The organism is Nocardia sp. NPDC003979, from assembly GCF_053605015.1.
In genome coordinates, this window is sequence record NZ_JBSGIJ010000010.1 from 220,888 (window position 1) to 239,063 (window position 18,176).

Consider the following 18,176-nt stretch of genomic DNA (forward strand, 5'->3'; position numbering starts at 1 on the left):
TATGCGCCCCCGCACAACCCATCTCGGGCTCGCTGTTTTCGTGACCCTGTCCGTGATCGCGACCTTCACGATCTGGTCGACGTTGCAGCGCTCGGTCTCCGGTGACACCCACCGCTACAGTGCGACCTTCACCGATGTGCTCGGTTTACGTACCGGCGACGACGTGCGGATCGCCGGTGTGCGGATCGGCCGGGTGGACGCGATCGACCTGGTCGACCGCAAGCACGCCAGGGTGACCTTGTCCGTGCAGTCGCGGCAACAGCTGAGCACCACCACGAAAGCGCTGATCCGCTATCAGAATCTGATCGGCCAGCGCTATGTGGCACTGACTCCGGGCGAATCGCCGGGCGAACCGCTGCCCGCCGGTGGCTCGATCCCCTTGGAACGCACCGAGTCCTCCTTCGACGTCTCGACCATGCTGTCGGGCTTCGAGCCGTTGTTCAGCCTGCTGCAACCCGACGACGTGAACTCGCTGTCGGAAACCCTCGTGCAGGCGCTGCAAGGCGACGGAGTGTCGTTGTCGGCGCTGATCACTCAGGCCGCCGCACTGGCAGCCACCTTCTCCGAGCGCGACGAGATCCTCGGCGCGGTGATCAGCAACCTCAGCGATGTCATCACCAGCCTGGCTCATCGCAGCGGCGAGCTGGAAACGTTGATCGCCCAGTCGCGCGCCCTGGTCACCGGGCTCCACGAACAGGGCGCGGTGCTCAGTGGGGCGGTCACCGGGATCGCCGAATCGACGACGAAACTCACCGATCTCATCGCTCGCGTGGCCCCGGGAATGGCGCAGGCACAGCGGCAGGCCGTCGCGGGCGTGGATCTGCTGCTCACCAATGGCGCCCGCTTGGACCAGGCGGCCGTCGAACTACCGCTGATCATGTCCGGGCTCGCCCGGATCAGCGGCAACGGCACCTACGTCAACACCTATGTCTGCAACCTCGATGTCTCGCTGTGGGGTGTGCTGTTCCCCCGCGGCGTGCTCTCCCAGGTCGGCGGCAACGCGCACTCGGAGGTCTGTCGATGATCGGATTCCTGTTCCAGCTGATCCGGACGACCCTGGTCGACGCGTTCGGCAACCGGAACTTCTCGCTGGGCATCGCGGCAGGGGTGACGGTGACAGCGGTGGTCCTCGGATCCGGGCTGCTGTCTCGTGCGCATCTGGGCGAGGCGACCCTGCGGGCCGAATTCGCCCAGGCGGCCGGTCTTCGCACCGGCAACAGCGTCGATGTAGCCGGGATCGAAGTCGGCACGGTCACTTCGGTACGACTGGAACGCGACCGCGTGCTGGTCACGATGAGCGTGCGCCCCGACCTCGGCCTCGGCCACGACGCCGAGGCTGCGATCAAGATGTCGACCATTCTCGGGAAGATGCACGTCGAGCTCGACCCGGGCACCGGCGGCGAGCTGCCCGATGCCCGTATCCCGTTGTCGGCCACCACCGTTCCCTACAACCTGGCCAAGGTCGTGAACGACCCGACCTACCGCAATTCTTTCGAGCATCTCGAACGGCTCGATCCGAACGCGTTGCGCGCGAGCCTGGACACGGTGGCCACCCAGTTGGGCGATTCACCGCACCTCACCGCGCAGGCACTCGACAGCGTCGGCGCGCTGGCCCGGGTGATCGCCTCCCGGCGCGACGAGGTGGACCAACTGCTGAACAGCATGGACCAGGTGTCGGGTCTGATCGCCGACAACCAGAACAGCGTGCTCGAGCTGCTGACGAAAGGCGAGGCGATCGGCGCCGCCGTCAGCCGCCGCCGCGACCTGATCGCAGATCTGCTCGACAACATCGCCGCCGCGTCGAAGATCTTGCAGGACATGGGCATCGAGGACGGCGGGAGACTCGGCCCGCTCATCCAGAGCCTGAACACGATGTCACAGGGCCTGGAGAAGAACCGCGACCACCTCGCCGCGCTGTACCAGGTGATGCCGGTAGCCGTTCGCCAATTCAACAACACGTTCGCGCAGGGACCCTACGGCGACATCTACATGCCGTGGCTGTTCCCGGACAACTGGCTGTGTCTGGCCGGCGCCGTCGAAGGGTGCAAGTAGATGCGACGACTGCTCCAATGCCTCGCGCTGGTGATCACTACCGGGATCGGTGCGGGCTGTTCCTCGATTCCGGTGTCGCTACAACCGGATGCCGTCCACCTCACCGCCGACTTCGAAAGCACCGCGGGCTTGTTCGTCGGCAACGACGTAGCGGTCCTCGGTGTCCCGGTCGGACGGGTCGACGCGATCGCGCCCAAGGGGGCGTTCGTCGAGGTCGCGATGACCATCGAGCCAGGCATCGAACTGCCCGCCGACGTCAAGGCGGCGCTGGTCTCGCCGCAGCTCATCACCAACCGACACGTCGAGTTGACCCCGGCGGGCACCGGCGGTGGACCGCCCCTGGCCGACGGCGCCCACATCCCGCTGGCCAGGACGAGGACACCGGTCGAACTCGACCGTATCCTGCGCAATTTCGAACAGCTCGGCGACGCGTTGAAGGGTGACAGCGCGAACGGCCCGATGGCCAGCCGGGTGTTGTTCCCGGTGCTCGACGGCAACGGAGACCGGATCCGCGAGACCCTCGACGCGCTGGCGACCACCTTCGACGTGTCGCTGGCCAACAGCGACCAGATCTCGCGCACCATCGTCGAACTCAACGACCTCACCACGATGATCGCCGGAAACGACCGGACGGTGCGAGATTTCAGCGGTCGGCTGACCGAACTGGTCGCGCTGCTCGAAGAGCAGGCTCCGGGGCTGGGCGCGGTCCTCACCCAGGTGAACGATTTCATCGCCAACACCTCCACCGTCCTGGCCGACAACCAGACCCCGCTCACCGACGCGGTGAACCGCCTGGTCGCCATCACCGGCCAGATGCGGGACAACGCACGCGGACTCACCGAGATCATCGATGTGACGCCCCTGATGGCCGACAATTTCGCGCGCGCCGTCAACCCGGAACAGCGGGCCCTGCGGTTGCACCTGCTCACCGACAAGTCCGTGCTCGACAGCGAAGCTCTCGCGCTGCTGTGCGCTCGGTTGTCCCTGCGCTCCGACGGCTGCCGGACCGGCAAACTGATGGACTTCGGGCCCGACTTCGGTCTGACCGCCGCACTGCTGGGACTCACCGCATGAGCCGGACCGCACGCGTCACGGCCGCCGCGCTCACCGCCCTCGGCGTTTGCTCGTGCACGGTCACCGTCGACGACGTCCCACTGCCCCGTCCCGGTGTCGACGGGCCCTCCTACCGGTTGCACGCGGTCTTCGACGACGCGCTCAACCTGCCTGAGCGCGCACGGGTCAAGATCGGCGGCACCGACGTCGGCGTGGTGACCGGGATCGAGACGACGAACTTCCGCGCCGAGGTCGAACTCGAACTGCGCCGCGATATCGCGTTACCGCACGGCACCCGCGCGGAATTGCGACAACCTACTCCCCTGGGCGACCTCCATGTCGCCATCGTGTTGCCGCAGCACCGTCCCGGCAACTCGCTGCTCACCGACGGTGATGTCATCGACCGCGAGCACACCTCGGCGGGCGCCTCGGTGGAGGAGCTGATGACCGCGATGTCGCTGCTGCTCGACGGCGGCGCGATGAATCAAGTCGCGCGGATCACCTCCGAGCTCGCCGCCATCGTCGGCGGACGAGGCCCGCAGTTGTCGCACCTGCTCACCGAACTCACCGCGACGCTCACCGCGCTGAATCAGCGTACCGCGCAGCTCGATTCGGTTCTGCACGGTCTCAACGGGCTCACCACCACCCTGCGGGCACGCAAGACCGAACTCGGTCGGGCCGCCGACACCTTCCCGGAACTGATCGGGGTGATCGGCGAGAACAACCGCGCCATCACCGATCTCACGACGAAGGTGTCGACGGTGACCGCCGCGCTCGGCGATTTCACCTCGACCACCGGCCCGCAGTTTCTGAGCCTGTTCGACAGTGTGCAGGAACTGATGAGCGGCTTCACCCGGATGGGGGACGACCTGGCCACCACCTTGGACCGGCTCAATACGGTGGCCCCGGTGGCACGGGCTTCGATGCGCGGGTCGAGTCTCGCCGTGGCCGCACGCATCTCGTACCTCGACGTCGGCGCCCTCACCGACACCGAGGGCAGCCGGTTGCCGGACGGCACCGACGTCACTGCCTTCGTCGGCAGCCTTGCCCAGGTGCTCGCGCGGGTGCTCGGCCGCTTGCAAGGGGGTCACCGATGATCGGGTGGACCGCCACTGTCGTCGTCCGGCTGGCCCGCTGGGCGCACGACCACAAGACCATGGGAGGCGTGCTGGGCATGGTCGCCATGCTGGCGGTGGGCTCGAGTTACATCGCCATCGATGTGATCGGTGTGCGGCCGTTGCACACCACCTACACCGTGCGCGTCCAGCTCGACAGCTCCGGCGGACTGCTCCCCCACAGCAACGTCACGGTGCGCGGGGTCGAGGTCGGGTCGGTGCGCGCGATCCGCATCGACGAGTCGGGCGTCCTCGCCGAGACCGTAATCGACAGTGCCGCACTGATTCCCGTCGGCACGCCGGTGGCGGTGAGTCGCCTGTCGGCGGCGGGCGAGCAGTACCTCGATTTCCGGCCCGTCACCGGCGAGGCGCCCTATCTCGCCGACGGGGCGACCGTGCCCGCCGACCAGGTGAGCACGCCGGTGACGATCGACTCGTTCCTGGACAACACCGGCGCCCTCATCGCCGGGATGAATCCGGACCGGCTCACCGCGATCGTCGACGAACTCGACCGCGCGTTGCGTGGCGGCCCCCAGGTGCTGCGCAGTGTGATCAGTGGCCTGAGCCAGGCGACGGCCGGACTCGCCGAGCTGCTGCCCCAGACCACCGAACTGATCCGCAACCTGAGCGTCATCGCCGCCACCACCGCACACGCCCAGCCCGACCTCGCCACTCTGGTGCGGGGTTCGAGCACGCTGTTCGACCAGATGAACGCCGCCGACCACGAAGTGCGCGAACTCCTCGACCAGGGGCCGGACCGGCTCGCGACACTCGACGGTGTTCTCACCGAGACCGGTGACCCGCTGACCAGCCTGGTCACCAATTTCGTCGCCATCACCCGCGCGGCCCGCCTGCGCACGCCGGCCATGACGGCATTGTTCCCCTCCTTGCGCACCGCGGTGATCGCACTGGGAATCCCCGCCCACGACAACGCTTTTCACACCATGGCCGACATCTGGCCGCGCCCCACCTGTGAGTACGAGACCGTCCCGGTCTCCCCTGCCGAGGTCTCCGACGGCCGCACCCGCCTCTACAACTACTGCGTCACCGACCACCCCGAACTGCAGATCCGCGGGTCGGCGAACGCGCCGCGCCCCGCCGGGCCCGACAACGGTTCGGGCCCGCCACCCGGAGTCACCGGCGACGAGTTGTCCGTCCCCTTGCCCGCCAACTGACTCCTACCCACGCAAAGGAATCCTCGTATGACAACCGAACCCGACAACCCACTCGCCGACGACCCGAGTCCGGAGAGTTCCGCGCCGGTTACCGAACCTCGGCGAAACACACTGCGCCGCATTCTGTTTCCGGCAGCAGCGGTCACCGCGATCGGCGCCGTCGCGATCGCGACATCGCTCGCCGTGGACAATCACCGCATCCGTGCCCGCGAGCAGGCCCGCGACGCCGCGCTCCAGGCCGCCTGCGCCTACGCCCCCACCCTGGCCAGCTACGACGCCAAGGACCTCGACACCTTTTTCGCCGCGGTGCTGGCAGGGGCCACCGGCGCCTGGCGCACCGAATTCGATGCCACCAGCAAGGATCTGCGTGAGGTGCTCGTGCAGGGCCAGGTCGTCTCCACCGTCGGCAACGTCACCTGCGCCATCGAGTCCGCCGACGAGACCACCGCGCGGGCCGTGGCCGTCATCAATCAGACCATCACCAGCCTCGGCACCCGAGGCACGCCCGCTCCCGGCCAGCTCTCGGTGAACATGTCGCTGCGCAGGGACACCGACCGCTGGCTGGTCAGCGAACTCAGTACTCCGTTGCTCACACGATGAAGGAGGGCCACATGGGCTCTTTGCGAACCTGGTTTTCACTGCCCGAGGTGGAACCGGCCGAGGACTACGGCTTCTTCGGACCCGAATCCGTCGCATGGCGGGTATGGAGTTACCCGACCGGATTGACGATCGGTTTCCAACGCGCGGTCGTCATCGAGGAACTCGATCCGAACCTCATCGCGGCTGTCGATGCGACCAGTGCTATCTATACGCGCCCGCGCACTCGTTACGACCGCACGCTGCGCTATTTCGCCATGGTGATGTTCGCCGACAGCCGGTCGACGGTCAGCGCGGCCGATATTCTGGTCAAGATCCACTCCAAGGCTGTCGGGATCGATCCGGTGACCGGTCGGCACTACGACGCCAACGATCCGGATTCGCAGTTGTGGATTCATCTGACCGCATGGCATTCGCTCCTGATCGCCTACGAGAAATACGGCCCCGGACGGCTCAGCGCGGCGGACGAATCGCGGTATTGGCACGAGTGCGCCCGTGCCGCGGAACTGCAGACCTGTGACCCGGCTGATATTCCCCGCACCCGCGAGGGCGTCGCCCAGTATTTCGAACGTATGCGCCCGCAGCTGATCGGATCCGACATCGCGAAGAAGGCGATGAATCACCTGCTCGACGCCGAGGTGATGCTGCCGCCGATGCCGCTGGTACTGCGTCCGATGTTCAAGCTCGTGGCGGCCTTCCTGCGACGCGGCACGCTGGCGACGATGCCGCGGTGGATGCGGGAGATGGCGGGCCTGCCGACCGGGCGGGTTCTCGACGCACTCGTCGTGCCATGGCTCAGCGCGGCGATGACCCTCATCAGCTTCAACGCCCGGCTCGAACTGATTCTGCTGCAACTGATCTCGCCGACGACGGTGCCGGTCGCGGGGCCGGTCCTGCTCGGCATACCGCCGAAGAACCCGGTGACGACCACACCGCGGCAAGCACAGCGGACATACGGATACGACATCCCCGCTCGAGCCCATCACGCACTCCGCCGCAAGCAGCGCGATCGCGTGTTGAGCAGAGGACTCCCGCCCTCGGACGAGGGGCTCATCGAATCGCAGCCGATCCTCGGCGACATGGCCTGAACGAAGGAGAGAACACGTGCTCACGAAACTCATGGAACGCCGGCTCAGTATCCGTCAGATGACGTACCTGGCAATCGCGGGTGGCATCCCCTATGTCGCGATCGGGCTGGTGTGGTTGCTCTCGCATCGAGATCACCTCGGCGAGCTGTCCGGGCTGGACCGATTCTTCTCGATCCTCGGCCAGGTGATCGCCTGGCCGGTACTGCTCGTCGCCGACATCGATCTGCGGTAGAAGTCCGCGAAATCACCGGGAGTCGGTGCTCGGCTCCTGGGGCAGGGTCCGCACCATGGAACGGACGGTGGCGCGCAGTCGTTCGGGTGGAAAACGTTGCGGGTCCGAGAGCACCATCCTGCCGAGCACCTCGGTGAAACCGAGCATGACATGGGCGATCAGCTCCACATCGGCATCGTGTGGTCCGCCGCGCACCGCGAAACCCGCGTTCAGCAGGTCCACACACTGGTCGAGCAATTTGTCGCGGGCGGCAGCGAGCAATTCCCGGTAATCGGCGGGGGCGCCGTCGCTGTGCATCAGAATCAGGCGCCAACGCGTCGGCGCCGCCGCCACCGATTCGAGAAAGGCCATGACCGCTCCGACATATTCGCGGTCGGGATCCGATCCGCGCAGATCACCCGGCATCGCCGCGAAAACCTGCGCCATTCCGCGCGAGTGCTCCCGGTGCAGCAGATGTGCCACCAGCTCCGGCGCGGTCGGAAACATCGCGTACAGCACCGGTTTGGCGACGCCCGCTTCTTTGGCGACCGCCTGCATGGTCAAGTTCGCGATACCTTCGCTGCCGACCACCCGCAGGGCGGCGTCGAGCAGTTGCGTTCGACGTTCGTCCGGCGGCAGCCGAGGGCCGTTGCGGCGCTTCGGTCGAACCTCGGAACTGCTGTCGGTACCCACCCGACCATCATCCCCCACGCGCTGTCGTCGACGCTGGGTCAGACCCGGGCGGCGACGAAGGCCGCGGCTTCCTGGGCGTACCCCTGGTATTGCAGGTGGACGTTCCAGTCCGTTCCCTGCGGGTCGCATACCGGGTCGTTGTCGTTGCATACGTCGTAGGTGCGGTCGGCGTACACGCCGGTGACCTCACGGCCCACCCCACGAATAGGGTTGCCGAACAACAGGATCGCCGCAATCCTCGGTGCCAGCTCGGCGGGCAGGGTGGCCACGATCGGGCCGCCGACCCGGGCGCCCTCGCTGCTCATCCCGATCGAGTTGTCCACCACGTTGGCGCCCTGGGAGTAGCCGACGAGCACGAACTTCTGATCCGGGCAGGCCGCCGCCCGTTCGACCACGTGATCGACCAGGTCGCGGTTGCCTGCTTGCACGGAGGCGGGCTGGTCGTAACCGGCCGGGTACTGCACCCGGTAGGCGTTCGTCGACTGCGACAAGGCGGCATCGATGGCCGCGTACACCGGGTTGCCGACCACGGAGCCCAGCCAGTACTGGCTCCACAGGCCGCCGGGTTCGTTGGTTCCGCGCGCGGCGACGACGTGCACGTCTACGCAGCCCGCCGCCTTGGCGGGAGCGGCACCCACCACGGTGGTCATGGTGCCCGCCAGTACGGCGGCGGAAAGTGCCAGGCCCACGCGGGCGCGTATGTCGATCACGGCTCGTCCTTCGCATCGGTCGTCGATGGTCGAGAGCGTATGCGGACCGACCCGGGCCGATCGGTGCACGGCGCGCGCTTTCGGCCCGGTTCACACCGAATGCAACGACCACGCCACCGTTCGGCCACCGATTTCCAGGGGCCGTCGGCTCAGCTGCAGCAGTTGGGGTCGAGCACCGTGCACAGCGCGGACAGCGCCTCGCGGCGCGCCCGGTGGAAGGTGTTCATCCCGCGGCGCTCGGATTCGACGAGACCGGCCTTACGCAACTGCCCGAGATGATGCGAGACGGTCGACTCGCTCAGCTCGACGGCAGCGGCCAGGTCACCACCATTGCTCTCCCCTGCCGGTGTGGTGAGCAGCAATGACAGCAGTTTCACCCGGACCGGGTCGGCGATGGCCTTGAGCCGCAACGCCACCTCCAGCGCGGCGGCATCGTCGACCGGTGCCGCCGCCACGGGTGCGCAGCAGACGGGAGCGGACATATCGATCACGGGTAGCGCCTTGGGCATGTCGACGACTCTACACTCGGTGTTGACATATGTCGAAAAGGTGAGCACACTCGAGCTCGCAAGTTCTTCGACATATGTCTCACAAGTGGAGGTTCGATCATGTCCCGAATTCAGCTGGCCCTCAATGTCGACGATCTCGACCAGGCCGTGCGTTTCTACTCGACCCTGTTCGCCACCGAGCCGGCCAAGCGCAAGCCCGGCTACGCCAACTTCGCCGTCACCGACCCGCCGCTCAAGCTGGTGCTGATCGAGAACGCGGGCAAGGGCGGCAGCCTCAACCACCTCGGCGTGGAGGTCGAGTCGTCCGAGCAGGTGCACGGCGAGATCGCGCGCCTTTCGCAGGCGGGATTGTTCACCGAGGAGCAGATTGCCACGACCTGTTGCTTCGCCACCCAGGACAAGGTGTGGGTGAGCGCGCCCGACGCCGAGCGGTGGGAGGTCTACACCGTACTGGCCGACAGCGAAACCTTCGGTAGCGCACCGCAACTCGTCGAAGTGGAGCAGGGCGACGCGTGCTGCGGCACTGCAGCGGAAGCCGAGGCGGAAGGCGCCTGCTGCGGCACCGAGGCCAAGCAGAAGGCGGTGGCGTCGGGCGCGAGTTGCTGCAGCTGACGAGTCCACATTTCGCGGAGTTGACGCACTCGAAAGAGTGAGTGTACAGTCACTCACATGAGCAAGAGCGGAGCAACACTCTCCCGATCCGACATCCGCCGCGACGCCGTGGTCGACGCCGCGATCGTCGAGTTCGCCCGCACCGGCTACCACGGCACCCCGATCAGTACGGTCGCGGCGACGGCACAGATCTCCCCTGCCTATGTATTCAAGCTGTTCCCCGGCAAGGTCGCCCTGTTCGTCGCCGCGCTCGAGCGGTGCTTCGACCGGATCGCGGCGGCCATGTCGGCCGGTGCGGCACAGTCGGCCGGCGACAGCCCCGAGCAGATCCTCTACGACATGGGCGGCGCCTATGCGCAGTTGATCAGCGATCGGAGCCTGCTCATGCTGCAGGTCCACGCCCAATCGGTGGCCGAGGTGCCCGAAATCGGCGCGGCGATGCGCGCCGGGCTCGCCCGGATCACCGAACTCGCCAAACACCGCTCCGGCGCCGCGGACGAGCACGTCCAGCGGTTCATCGCCTTCGGCCAGCTCTGCCACCTCATCACCACTCTCGGCCTCGACGGCGACGACAGCCCGTGGGCGAAGATCGTCACCGCGGGCATCCGACACCCGGACGCCGGCTGACCGAACCGATGCCCCCTCGCGGGGCATTTTTTCAACCCATCGAGTGATTGACCAGTCACACACTAGGAGAACCATGTCTGTCATCGCCACCGAAATCGTCCTGCCCGATCGGGTCGAGCCCGATGGTCTGCTCATTACCCGGCGTCCGTTGCCCGACCCCGGTCCCGGCCAGGCCGTGGTCGCTGTCGCGGCGAGCGGTGTCTCGTTCGCCGAACAGCAGATGCGGCGCGGCAAGTACTACGACCAGCCGCCCTTCCCCTTCGTTCCCGGCTACGACCTGGTCGGGAACGTCCTCGCGGTCGGTGCCGGCGTCGAGCCGGACATGGTCGGCAGGCGGGTGGCCGCGCTGACCAAGATCGGTGGGTGGAGCAGTCACGCCGTGCTCGACGCCGCCGATCTCGTCGCGGTGCCCGACGGGCTCGCTGCCGATGCGGCGGAAACCTTTGTCGTCAACGGCATCACGGCCTGGCAGATGTTGTTCCGCATCGCGAAGGCGCGCACCGGACAGACCGTGCTGGTGCACGGCGCCAACGGGGGCGTCGGCTCGACACTGGTGCAGCTGGCCCGCTCGAAGGGCATTCAGGTCATCGGCACGTCATCGGCGCGTCATGCCGAGGCTGTGCGTGCGCTCGGCGCGACGTGGGTGGACTATCGCGGTGATGTGGGTCAGCAGGTCCGGGCGCTGGCACCCGGGGGCGTGGACGCGGTGTTCGACCACATCGGCGGCCCGGGAATCGCGGATTCGTTCGCACTGCTCGCACCCGGTGGCACCCTGGTGTCCTACGGCACCGCGTCGACCAAGGACGACGAGGGCAATTCGCGGCTTCCGGTCCTGCGTTTGCTCGTCCGGTTGCTGGTGTGGAACGCGTTGCCCAACAAGCGCAATGCGCATTTCTTCAATCTGTGGGCGGGCAAGCGCGATCTGCCGCGTTTCCGTGCCCGCATCGCCGAGGACCTGTCGGCCGTTTTCGATCTCGCCGCGCGCGGCGTGCTGCGCGCGCAGATCGGTGCGCGCGTGCCGCTGTCGGAGGCCGGGCGAGCGATGCGGCTGGCCGAATCTCGCACCGTCGTCGGCAAAGTCGTCCTGGTCGCCGACACCGAGTCCTGAAAACCCCACTGATCCTGGAGAAATTGCGATGTCCGCTCTGCGTGTTCTGCTCGACAACCGTCCGTCCTACCTCAGTTTCGGTGCCGCGTGGCTGCTCGGGCACGGCGCTTATGCCGTGTCCCACGGTGATTCACCACTCGTGCGGCTGCCCGCCGCGGTGCCGGGCGCACTGCTGGTCGGTGGCCTGCTGATCACGATGGTGGTGACCAGTGTGGTCACGATGCGCGCCAAGCGCGGCGCCACCGGGGCCGAGGCGGTGGTCGGCAATCTGCTCGCCGCGTCGTGGCTGGTGGGTTTCGGAGCACTGTTCTTCGTCATCACGGCGCTGAGTTCGGCGCTGACCGACGACAACGTGCGAATGCTGTTGTGGCCCACCGGTTCCGGACTCGTCGTCGGCCTGCTGTACCTCGCCGGTGGTGCCGCTTACCGCGACGTGCTGCAGTACGCGCTCGGTGCGTGGCTGGCGTTGACGTCCTCGGCGGCACTGTTCCTGACGGGTGCGAGCCCGTATTGGGTGCTGGCGCTGGCCGGTGGTGGCAGTTATCTGGTCGCGGCCGCACTCGAACCCCGTCGCCGCGCTGTCGCTGCTTGAATCAAGCGTTTGGCCGTCGTCGAGCCCCGGCTCGGCGGCGGTTTGCCGCGTTTCTCTTCCCCTTCTCACTGTATACACGATCGCGGCCGCTCATGAGACATCGAAATGTGGTCCATAATCGCTCGCGTACTGCTGAAACCGCAGGTGAGGAGTGGGTTATGGGTGTTGTTCTCGAGTTCGGGCAGATCGACCGGTCGCAGGTGGGAATCGTCGGGGGCAAGGGAGCGAACCTGGGTGAGCTGGCGCGCATCGAGGGGGTGCGGGTGCCCGAGGGGTTCTGTGTGACGACCGAGGCGTTCGATCGGGCGCTGGCAGGCGCGTCGGCGGTCCGGGAACGGATCGGCGAACTGGCGGCCCTCTCGCCCGACGACCGGGCGGGGATCGCCGCGGCAAGTGCGGCGATCCGCGGGGCTGTCGAGGAACTGCCGGTGCCCGAGGACGTGGCGGCCGAGATCGTCGCCGCACATGCCCGGCTCGGCACCGACGCCGCGTACGCGGTGCGTTCCAGCGCCACGGCCGAGGATCTGCCGACCGCGTCGTTCGCCGGCCAGCAGGACACCTACCTGAATGTGATCGGCGCGGCGGAGGTGCTCGATCATGTCCGCCGGTGCTGGGCGTCGCTGTTCACCGACCGGGCGGTGACCTACCGCCTGCGAAACGGGTTCGACAGCAGCATGATCCGGATGGCGGTCGTGGTGCAGCGAATGGTGTTCCCGCGTGCGTCGGGCATTCTGATGACGGCCGACCCGGTGACGGGGGATCGGACCGTCGTCTCCATCGACGCCGGTTTCGGTCTCGGCGAGGCACTGGTTTCCGGTCTGGTGAACGCCGATGTGTACAAGGTGCGCGACGAGGAGATCAGCAAGACCATCGCCACCAAGAAGATCGCCGTCGAACCGGTGGGCTCGGGCGGCACCGAGGTGCGCGATATCGACGAGGATCGCCGCAACGAACCGGTGCTTTCGGATGCCGAGGTGCTGCGACTGGCCGAATTGGGTCGGCGCATCGAGGCGCATTTCGGCTCGCCCCAGGACATCGAGTGGTGTCTCGACGACGAGATCCGGCTCGTGCAGAGCAGGCCGATCACCACCCTGTTCCCGATTCCCGAGGCGGCCGACGACGCCCACCGCGTGTATGTGTCGGTGGGTCATCAGCAGATGATGACCGACGCCATGAAACCACTCGGGATTTCGCTGTGGCAGCTCACCAGTCACGCGGCGATGCGGGACGCGGGCGGGCGGTTGTTCGTCGATGTCACCGAGCGGTTGGCCTCGCCGACGGCCGGTCCCGCGGTGGCCGAGGCGCTCGGGAAGTCCGATCCGCTGATGGGCGACGCGCTGCGCACCGTGCTCGAGCGCGGCTTCGTTCCCGTTGTGCCGCAGACCGAACCGGTTGCCGCGCCGCCCGCACCCGCTCCGATCGACACCGACGCGGCGATCGTCGACGAACTGATCGCCGACTGCGAGGCCTCGCTCGCCGTGCTGAAACGCGAGATCGCTCCCCTGTCCGGGTCGGCCCTGCTCGATTTCATCCACGCCGATATCGCGGAATTGCGCCGAGTGTTGTTCTCCCCGCGCGGATTGCAGATCATCACGGCCGCCATGGAGGCGACCGAATGGCTCAACGATCGCCTGGGCGAATGGCTCGGGGAGAAGAACGCCGCCGATGCGCTCACCCAGTCGGTGCCGGGCAATGTGACCTCGGAAATGGGATTGGCGTTGCTCGATGTCGCCGATGCCATCCGCCCGCACCCGCAGGTGATCGAGTATCTGCGTGCGGTCGAGGAGAACGGCACGAACGATTTCCTCGGTGAACTCGAGCAGCGTTCGGGCGGGCCCGCGGCGCGGGTCGCGATCACCGAATTCCTCGACAGGTACGGCATGCGGTGCGTCGGCGAAATCGACATCACCCGGACACGGTGGAGCGAGGACCCGACCACTCTCGTGCCGACCATCCTCGGTAATGTACGCAACTTCGAAAACGGCGCGGGCACAGAACGTTTCGAGGACGGTTTGCGCGACGCCGAAGCGCAGCGGGCACGGATCCTGCGGGAATTGCGTGCGCTGCCGGACGGGGAGAGCAAGGCCTCCGAAACCGAGCGGATGATCGACCGGGTCCGCACCTTCGCCGGTTACCGGGAGTACCCGAAGTACGGCATGGTCAGCCGCTACTTCGTGTACAAGCAGGCATTGTCGCGTGAAGCCGAGCGACTCGTGGCGGCCGGTGTACTCCAGGAACCCGACGACATCTACTACCTGCGGTTCGATGAATTGCGTGAGGTGGTGCGCGTCCAGCATGCGGACCAGGCCCTCGTAGCCCAGCGCAGAGATGCGTTCGATACCTTCCGGACGCTCAGTGCGCCAAGGGTTCTCACCTCCGACGGTGAGGCGGTGACCGGCGCGTATCGACGCGAAGATCTGCCCGAGGGTGCCCTGCCGGGCATGGCGGTCTCGGCAGGAACGATCGAAGGGCGAGCCCGGGTGGTCCTCGACATCGGTCAGGCCGATCTGGAAGCGGGCGACATTCTCGTCACCGCCTACACCGACCCCAGCTGGACCCCGCTGTTCGTCGGTATCGCCGGCCTGGTCACCGAAGTGGGCGGCCTGATGACCCACGGCGCGGTCATCGCCCGCGAATACGGGCTACCCGCCGTGGTCGGGGTGGAACACGCGACCGACCTGATCCGCGACGGGCAGCGCATCCGGGTGAACGGCACCGACGGCTATGTAGAAATCCTGACCTAGCCGTCGGCGAGACGCACGTTCTCGGCCGCCGCGGTGACGTGCAGACCGTCGGCGGCCGGGGTGATCGCGGTGATGTGTGCCCCGAGGGGCAGGCTCTGCAAGGGAACGACGAAGGTCAGGCTCCGCTGGATCAGGCCGAGAGAAATCGTCGGACCCCCGGCCGCATGACGCACGGACACGGGCGTCACCTCGATACCGTCGGTGGTCGGTGCGACGGTGACGATGACCGTGGCGGGCACCATGATCCCGGCGACCGGGAACCGGCCCGCCACGCTCAAACCGTCCGACCCGAATTCGATGGACTCGACGTCGTCGGGAGCGAACCCTCGCACGACGTCGTAGGGGACGACGGCCGTCGCCGTGGCCGTCGCCGCGACCAGGTTCGAAGTCCGGTTGCCGAGCACATCGCCCAGCGGTGCGGACACATCGCGCAGGGTGACATCGAGGTCGCGCACGGTGATGTCGTCGCCGGTCCAGTCGCCTACCGCGATGTCGATGACCGGGTACCGGCCGTCGAGCGCCTGGGTGAGGAACGGGAAACCCGGGATGTCGACATCGGGCTGTCGGGTGAGCTGGTATTCGGCGGCGATCTGGCGTCCGATCGCGTTCTGTGCCAGCACGAGCGCGACCCGGTCGCCGACCACCAGCGCGATCGCCGCCACGATCAGCAACGTCAGCAACGTGCGCACGCTCAATCCCTTCGCCGCACCGGTGTAGCCGGTGGTCGCCCATGCTACGGCGCGGGCGCCGGTTCGTCCGGCCCGATTGGACCGCGACACAGTGGGTATTGCCGTCCACACGCAGTCCATCGGAGGGAAGGATCGACCATGGCGTACCCCGCCCATCAACGCTCCCCCATGTCGCGCCGCACCGGGCGCGAGTTCCCCGACCACGCCCGAACCACCCGCAGCCACGCCGGTGAAGGCCTCGAGGACGGGTACAACTTCCCCGGCATCATCCTGTGCGCGATGGCCGTGATCGCACTCGGGCTGTGCCTGACGGCCGCCGGATACGGCTTCGCGGGCTGGGGTGCTATCGCCGCCGTGGCCGCCGCGACGCTGGCCGTCGCCGGTGTCGCCTGGTTGCTGCTGGAACACCGACGCGTGAAGGCGAAGGAAGGCCTGAATCTCACCGACCAACGCGGTCACTAGCCCATCGCGCTCGACGCCTCCGGCCTGTGTCAGGTCGGGGGCGTTTTCCTGTGCGGCCCCCGCGACGCTCGGGGGTAGCGTCGGCGTCATGGCCGACGACCACCGGATGGGCAGCGGTTCGGACACGATCCACGACGAGCACCACGACATGTCTTCGGGTCATCAGCACGGCGACCACGTGGCCATGTTCCGGCGGTTGTTCTGGGTGATGCTTGCCTTGGCGGTGCCGGTGGTCGCCGCCGACATGATGTTCGCCGAACTCGTCGGCTACACCGTGCCGACGGAATTGCGGTGGGTGTCGCCGGTGCTCGGCACCGTCATGTATTTCTGGGGCGGCCGACCGTTCCTCACCGGGGCCGTCGACGAGATCCGGGCGCGCAAACCCGCCATGATGCTGCTGATCTCGCTGGCCATCACCGTGGCCTTCCTCGCGTCCTGGGGCTCGACACTCGGCGTGCTGCACCACGAGCTCGACTACTGGTGGGAACTGGCGCTGCTGATCGTGATCATGCTGCTCGGTCACTGGATCGAGATGCGCTCGCTCGGGCAGGCCTCGAGCGCGCTGGAATCGCTGGCCGCGCTGCTGCCCGACGAGGCCGAACGCGTCCGCGACGACGGCTCGACCGACACCGTCCGGGTCGACGAACTGCGCACCGGTGACCGCGTCGTCGTGCGACCGGGCAGTCGGGTACCCGCCGACGGGCTCGTCGAGTCGGGCAGCGCCGACGTCGACGAGTCCATGATCACCGGCGAATCGCGGCCCGTGCGCCGCGAACCGGGCGACAAGGTCGTCGCGGGCACGGTCACCACCGATTCGGCGCTGCGGGTACGCGTCACCGCCGTCGGTGCCGATACCGCCCTGGCCGGCATCCAGCGGCTGGTCGCCGAAGCCCAGAATTCCTCCTCCCGCGCTCAGGTGCTCGCCGATCGGGCGGCGGGCTGGCTGTTCTGGTTCGCCGCCGGGTCCGCCGCGATCACGGCCGTCGTCTGGCTGGCGCTGGGCAGGCCCGAGGATGCCGTCACCCGGACCATCACCGTGCTGGTCATCGCCTGCCCGCACGCGCTCGGCCTGGCGATTCCGCTCGTGGTGTCGATCGCCACCGAACGCGCCGCGAAAGCCGGAGTGCTCATCACCGATCGCCGTGCGCTCGAAGCGATGCGCACCGTCGATGCGATCCTGTTCGACAAGACCGGCACCCTCACGCGTGGCGCGCCCGCCGTCGTCGGAACCACCGCCACCCGGTCGGGCCTCGCGGACGACGAAGTTCTCGCCCTGGCCGCGGCCGCCGAATCCGAGAGCGAGCATCCGCTCGGACGCGCCATCGTCGACACCGCGACCGAACGCGGTATCCACGTCCCCGCCGCCACTGAGTTCACCGCCCACAACGGTGTGGGTGTGCGTGCGACGGTCGACGGTTCGACGATCGAGGTCGGCGGTCCCGCCCTGCTGCACCGCCACCACCTCGAGCCCGCCGAGACCACCGCCCGCTGGTCCGCGCAGGGGTCGACGGTGCTGCACGTACTGCGCGACGGTGAGCTGATCGGCGCGCTCGCCCTTGCCGACGAGGTGCGCCCCGAATCCGCGCAGGCGATCCAGGCGCTGCATCGCCGGGGCATCCACGTCGCCATGATCACCGGTGACGCCGAACCGGTGGCCCGCGCTGTCGCCGAGCAGCTCGATATCGACCAGGTGTTCGCCGGGGTCCTGCCGAAGGACAAGGGCGACAAGGTGCGTTCGCTGCAGGAGGCCGGGCACACCGTGGCCATGGTCGGTGACGGTGTCAACGACGCGCCCGCTCTCGCGCAGGCCGATGTGGGTATCGCGATCGGCGCGGGCACCGACGTGGCCATCGCCTCCGCGGGTGTGGTCCTGGCCTCCGACGATCCGCGCGCGGTGGTCTCGGTGATCGAGCTGTCACAGGCCACCTACCGCAAGATGATCCAGAATCTGGTGTGGGCGGCGGGGTACAACATCATCGCCGTGCCGCTGGCCGCCGGTGTGCTCGCGCCGTGGGGTGTCACCATGCCGATGGAGGTCGGGGCGCTGCTCATGTCGGCGTCCACGATCGTGGTCGCGCTGAACGCTCAGTGGTTGCGGCGCATCGACCTCGACCCGGCCACCGTGGTGCGAGGGTGAGC

The 18,176-nt window shown here is 67.6% G+C and carries 19 protein-coding genes; 15 read left to right on the top strand and 4 right to left on the bottom strand.

The annotated features are described in order from the left end of the window. The first annotated feature begins 1 nt into the window (after position 1). The 8 genes from ACWEVR_RS21885 to ACWEVR_RS21920 are packed head-to-tail and all read left to right on the top strand — an operon-like array spanning position 2 to position 7,312. Positions 2-1,024 (top strand): MCE family protein, encoded by a 1,023-nt coding sequence (locus ACWEVR_RS21885; protein ID WP_452468479.1) that lies wholly within the window; start codon positions 2-4, stop codon positions 1,022-1,024. Then, positions 1,021-2,052: an MCE family protein gene (locus ACWEVR_RS21890; RefSeq protein WP_452468480.1), complete on the top strand. Its 1,032-nt coding sequence runs from the start codon at positions 1,021-1,023 to the stop codon at positions 2,050-2,052. The genes ACWEVR_RS21885 and ACWEVR_RS21890 overlap by 4 nt, the downstream gene beginning before the upstream one ends. Then, positions 2,053-3,126: an MCE family protein gene (locus ACWEVR_RS21895; RefSeq protein ID WP_452468481.1), complete on the top strand. Its 1,074-nt coding sequence runs from the start codon at positions 2,053-2,055 to the stop codon at positions 3,124-3,126. Beyond that, positions 3,123-4,202, top strand: a complete 1,080-nt coding sequence (locus ACWEVR_RS21900) for an MCE family protein (RefSeq protein ID WP_452468482.1) — start codon at positions 3,123-3,125, stop codon at positions 4,200-4,202. Before ACWEVR_RS21895 ends, ACWEVR_RS21900 begins: the two co-directional genes overlap by 4 nt. Next, positions 4,199-5,395 carry an MCE family protein gene (locus ACWEVR_RS21905; protein ID WP_452468483.1) on the top strand — a complete coding sequence of 399 codons (1,197 nt, stop codon included), beginning with the start codon at positions 4,199-4,201 and terminating at the stop codon, positions 5,393-5,395. The genes ACWEVR_RS21900 and ACWEVR_RS21905 overlap by 4 nt, the downstream gene beginning before the upstream one ends. 27 nt (positions 5,396-5,422) lie before the next feature. Further along, positions 5,423-5,995 (top strand): hypothetical protein, encoded by a 573-nt coding sequence (locus tag ACWEVR_RS21910; RefSeq protein ID WP_452468484.1) that lies wholly within the window; start codon positions 5,423-5,425, stop codon positions 5,993-5,995. Between the two features lie 11 nt (positions 5,996-6,006). Then, entirely contained in the window at positions 6,007-7,080 is a 1,074-nt protein-coding gene (locus ACWEVR_RS21915) for an oxygenase MpaB family protein (protein ID WP_452468485.1), read from the top strand. Positions 7,081-7,138: 58 nt separating this feature from the next. Beyond that, positions 7,139-7,312 (top strand): hypothetical protein, encoded by a 174-nt coding sequence (locus ACWEVR_RS21920; RefSeq protein WP_452468486.1) that lies wholly within the window; start codon positions 7,139-7,141, stop codon positions 7,310-7,312. A gap of 12 nt (positions 7,313-7,324) precedes the next feature. Here the strand turns inward: ACWEVR_RS21920 and ACWEVR_RS21925 are convergent, their stop codons facing one another. From ACWEVR_RS21925 to ACWEVR_RS21935, 3 genes are all read right to left on the bottom strand, one after another. After that, positions 7,325-7,984 (bottom strand): TetR/AcrR family transcriptional regulator, encoded by a 660-nt coding sequence (locus ACWEVR_RS21925; protein WP_084457009.1) that lies wholly within the window; start codon positions 7,982-7,984, stop codon positions 7,325-7,327. Between the two features lie 38 nt (positions 7,985-8,022). Then, positions 8,023-8,694 (bottom strand): cutinase family protein, encoded by a 672-nt coding sequence (locus ACWEVR_RS21930; protein ID WP_452468487.1) that lies wholly within the window; start codon positions 8,692-8,694, stop codon positions 8,023-8,025. Positions 8,695-8,843: 149 nt separating this feature from the next. Continuing rightward, on the bottom strand, positions 8,844-9,203 hold the full coding sequence (locus ACWEVR_RS21935) for an Rv2640c family ArsR-like transcriptional regulator (protein ID WP_181697306.1): 360 nt from the start codon (positions 9,201-9,203) through the stop codon (positions 8,844-8,846). A gap of 99 nt (positions 9,204-9,302) precedes the next feature. Between ACWEVR_RS21935 and ACWEVR_RS21940 the strand changes: the two genes are divergently transcribed. The 5 genes from ACWEVR_RS21940 (at position 9,303) to rph (ending at position 14,886) form a co-directional block, all read left to right on the top strand. Then, positions 9,303-9,815 (top strand): ArsI/CadI family heavy metal resistance metalloenzyme, encoded by a 513-nt coding sequence (locus ACWEVR_RS21940; RefSeq protein ID WP_452468488.1) that lies wholly within the window; start codon positions 9,303-9,305, stop codon positions 9,813-9,815. 57 nt (positions 9,816-9,872) lie between these two features. Beyond that, positions 9,873-10,442, top strand: coding sequence for a TetR/AcrR family transcriptional regulator (locus ACWEVR_RS21945; protein ID WP_452468489.1), 570 nt, complete (start codon positions 9,873-9,875; stop codon positions 10,440-10,442). A 73-nt stretch (positions 10,443-10,515) separates the two neighbouring features. After that, positions 10,516-11,550: a medium chain dehydrogenase/reductase family protein gene (locus ACWEVR_RS21950; RefSeq protein WP_452468490.1), complete on the top strand. Its 1,035-nt coding sequence runs from the start codon at positions 10,516-10,518 to the stop codon at positions 11,548-11,550. Between the two features lie 28 nt (positions 11,551-11,578). Next, on the top strand, positions 11,579-12,142 hold the full coding sequence (locus tag ACWEVR_RS21955; protein WP_452468491.1) for an ABC transporter permease: 564 nt from the start codon (positions 11,579-11,581) through the stop codon (positions 12,140-12,142). 158 nt (positions 12,143-12,300) lie between these two features. Continuing rightward, positions 12,301-14,886, top strand: coding sequence for a rifamycin-inactivating phosphotransferase (gene rph, locus ACWEVR_RS21960; protein WP_452468492.1), 2,586 nt, complete (start codon positions 12,301-12,303; stop codon positions 14,884-14,886). Here the strand turns inward: rph and ACWEVR_RS21965 are convergent. Beyond that, on the bottom strand, positions 14,883-15,665 hold the full coding sequence (locus ACWEVR_RS21965; protein WP_452468493.1) for an LmeA family phospholipid-binding protein: 783 nt from the start codon (positions 15,663-15,665) through the stop codon (positions 14,883-14,885). The two genes, rph and ACWEVR_RS21965, sit on opposite strands and share 4 nt — an antisense overlap. Before the next feature lie 48 nt (positions 15,666-15,713). Between ACWEVR_RS21965 and ACWEVR_RS21970 the strand changes: the two genes are divergently transcribed. Beyond that, positions 15,714-16,037 (top strand): hypothetical protein, encoded by a 324-nt coding sequence (locus ACWEVR_RS21970; RefSeq protein WP_452468494.1) that lies wholly within the window; start codon positions 15,714-15,716, stop codon positions 16,035-16,037. A gap of 88 nt (positions 16,038-16,125) precedes the next feature. Continuing rightward, positions 16,126-18,174: a heavy metal translocating P-type ATPase gene (locus ACWEVR_RS21975; protein WP_452468495.1), complete on the top strand. Its 2,049-nt coding sequence runs from the start codon at positions 16,126-16,128 to the stop codon at positions 18,172-18,174. Positions 18,175-18,176 lie beyond the last annotated feature (2 nt).

Excerpts from the sequence above, each read along its gene's own strand:
- ACWEVR_RS21890 (WP_452468480.1), top strand. The coding sequence starts at position 1,021 with ATGATCGGATTCCTGTTCCAGCTGATCCGGACGACCCTGGTCGACGCG.
- ACWEVR_RS21915 (WP_452468485.1), top strand. The coding sequence starts at position 6,007 with ATGGGCTCTTTGCGAACCTGGTTTTCACTGCCCGAGGTGGAACCGGCC.
- ACWEVR_RS21940 (WP_452468488.1), top strand. The coding sequence starts at position 9,303 with ATGTCCCGAATTCAGCTGGCCCTCAATGTCGACGATCTCGACCAGGCC.
- ACWEVR_RS21970 (WP_452468494.1), top strand. The coding sequence starts at position 15,714 with ATGGCGTACCCCGCCCATCAACGCTCCCCCATGTCGCGCCGCACCGGG.
- ACWEVR_RS21920 (WP_452468486.1), top strand. The coding sequence starts at position 7,139 with ATGACGTACCTGGCAATCGCGGGTGGCATCCCCTATGTCGCGATCGGG.
- ACWEVR_RS21975 (WP_452468495.1), top strand. The coding sequence starts at position 16,126 with ATGGCCGACGACCACCGGATGGGCAGCGGTTCGGACACGATCCACGAC.
- ACWEVR_RS21950 (WP_452468490.1), top strand. The coding sequence starts at position 10,516 with ATGTCTGTCATCGCCACCGAAATCGTCCTGCCCGATCGGGTCGAGCCC.
- ACWEVR_RS21910 (WP_452468484.1), top strand. The coding sequence starts at position 5,423 with ATGACAACCGAACCCGACAACCCACTCGCCGACGACCCGAGTCCGGAG.
- ACWEVR_RS21895 (WP_452468481.1), top strand. The coding sequence starts at position 2,053 with ATGCGACGACTGCTCCAATGCCTCGCGCTGGTGATCACTACCGGGATC.
- rph (WP_452468492.1), top strand. The coding sequence starts at position 12,301 with ATGGGTGTTGTTCTCGAGTTCGGGCAGATCGACCGGTCGCAGGTGGGA.
- ACWEVR_RS21955 (WP_452468491.1), top strand. The coding sequence starts at position 11,579 with ATGTCCGCTCTGCGTGTTCTGCTCGACAACCGTCCGTCCTACCTCAGT.
- ACWEVR_RS21900 (WP_452468482.1), top strand. The coding sequence starts at position 3,123 with ATGAGCCGGACCGCACGCGTCACGGCCGCCGCGCTCACCGCCCTCGGC.
- ACWEVR_RS21885 (WP_452468479.1), top strand. The coding sequence starts at position 2 with ATGCGCCCCCGCACAACCCATCTCGGGCTCGCTGTTTTCGTGACCCTG.
- ACWEVR_RS21905 (WP_452468483.1), top strand. The coding sequence starts at position 4,199 with ATGATCGGGTGGACCGCCACTGTCGTCGTCCGGCTGGCCCGCTGGGCG.
- ACWEVR_RS21935 (WP_181697306.1), bottom strand. The coding sequence starts at position 9,203 with ATGCCCAAGGCGCTACCCGTGATCGATATGTCCGCTCCCGTCTGCTGC.
- ACWEVR_RS21945 (WP_452468489.1), top strand. The coding sequence starts at position 9,873 with ATGAGCAAGAGCGGAGCAACACTCTCCCGATCCGACATCCGCCGCGAC.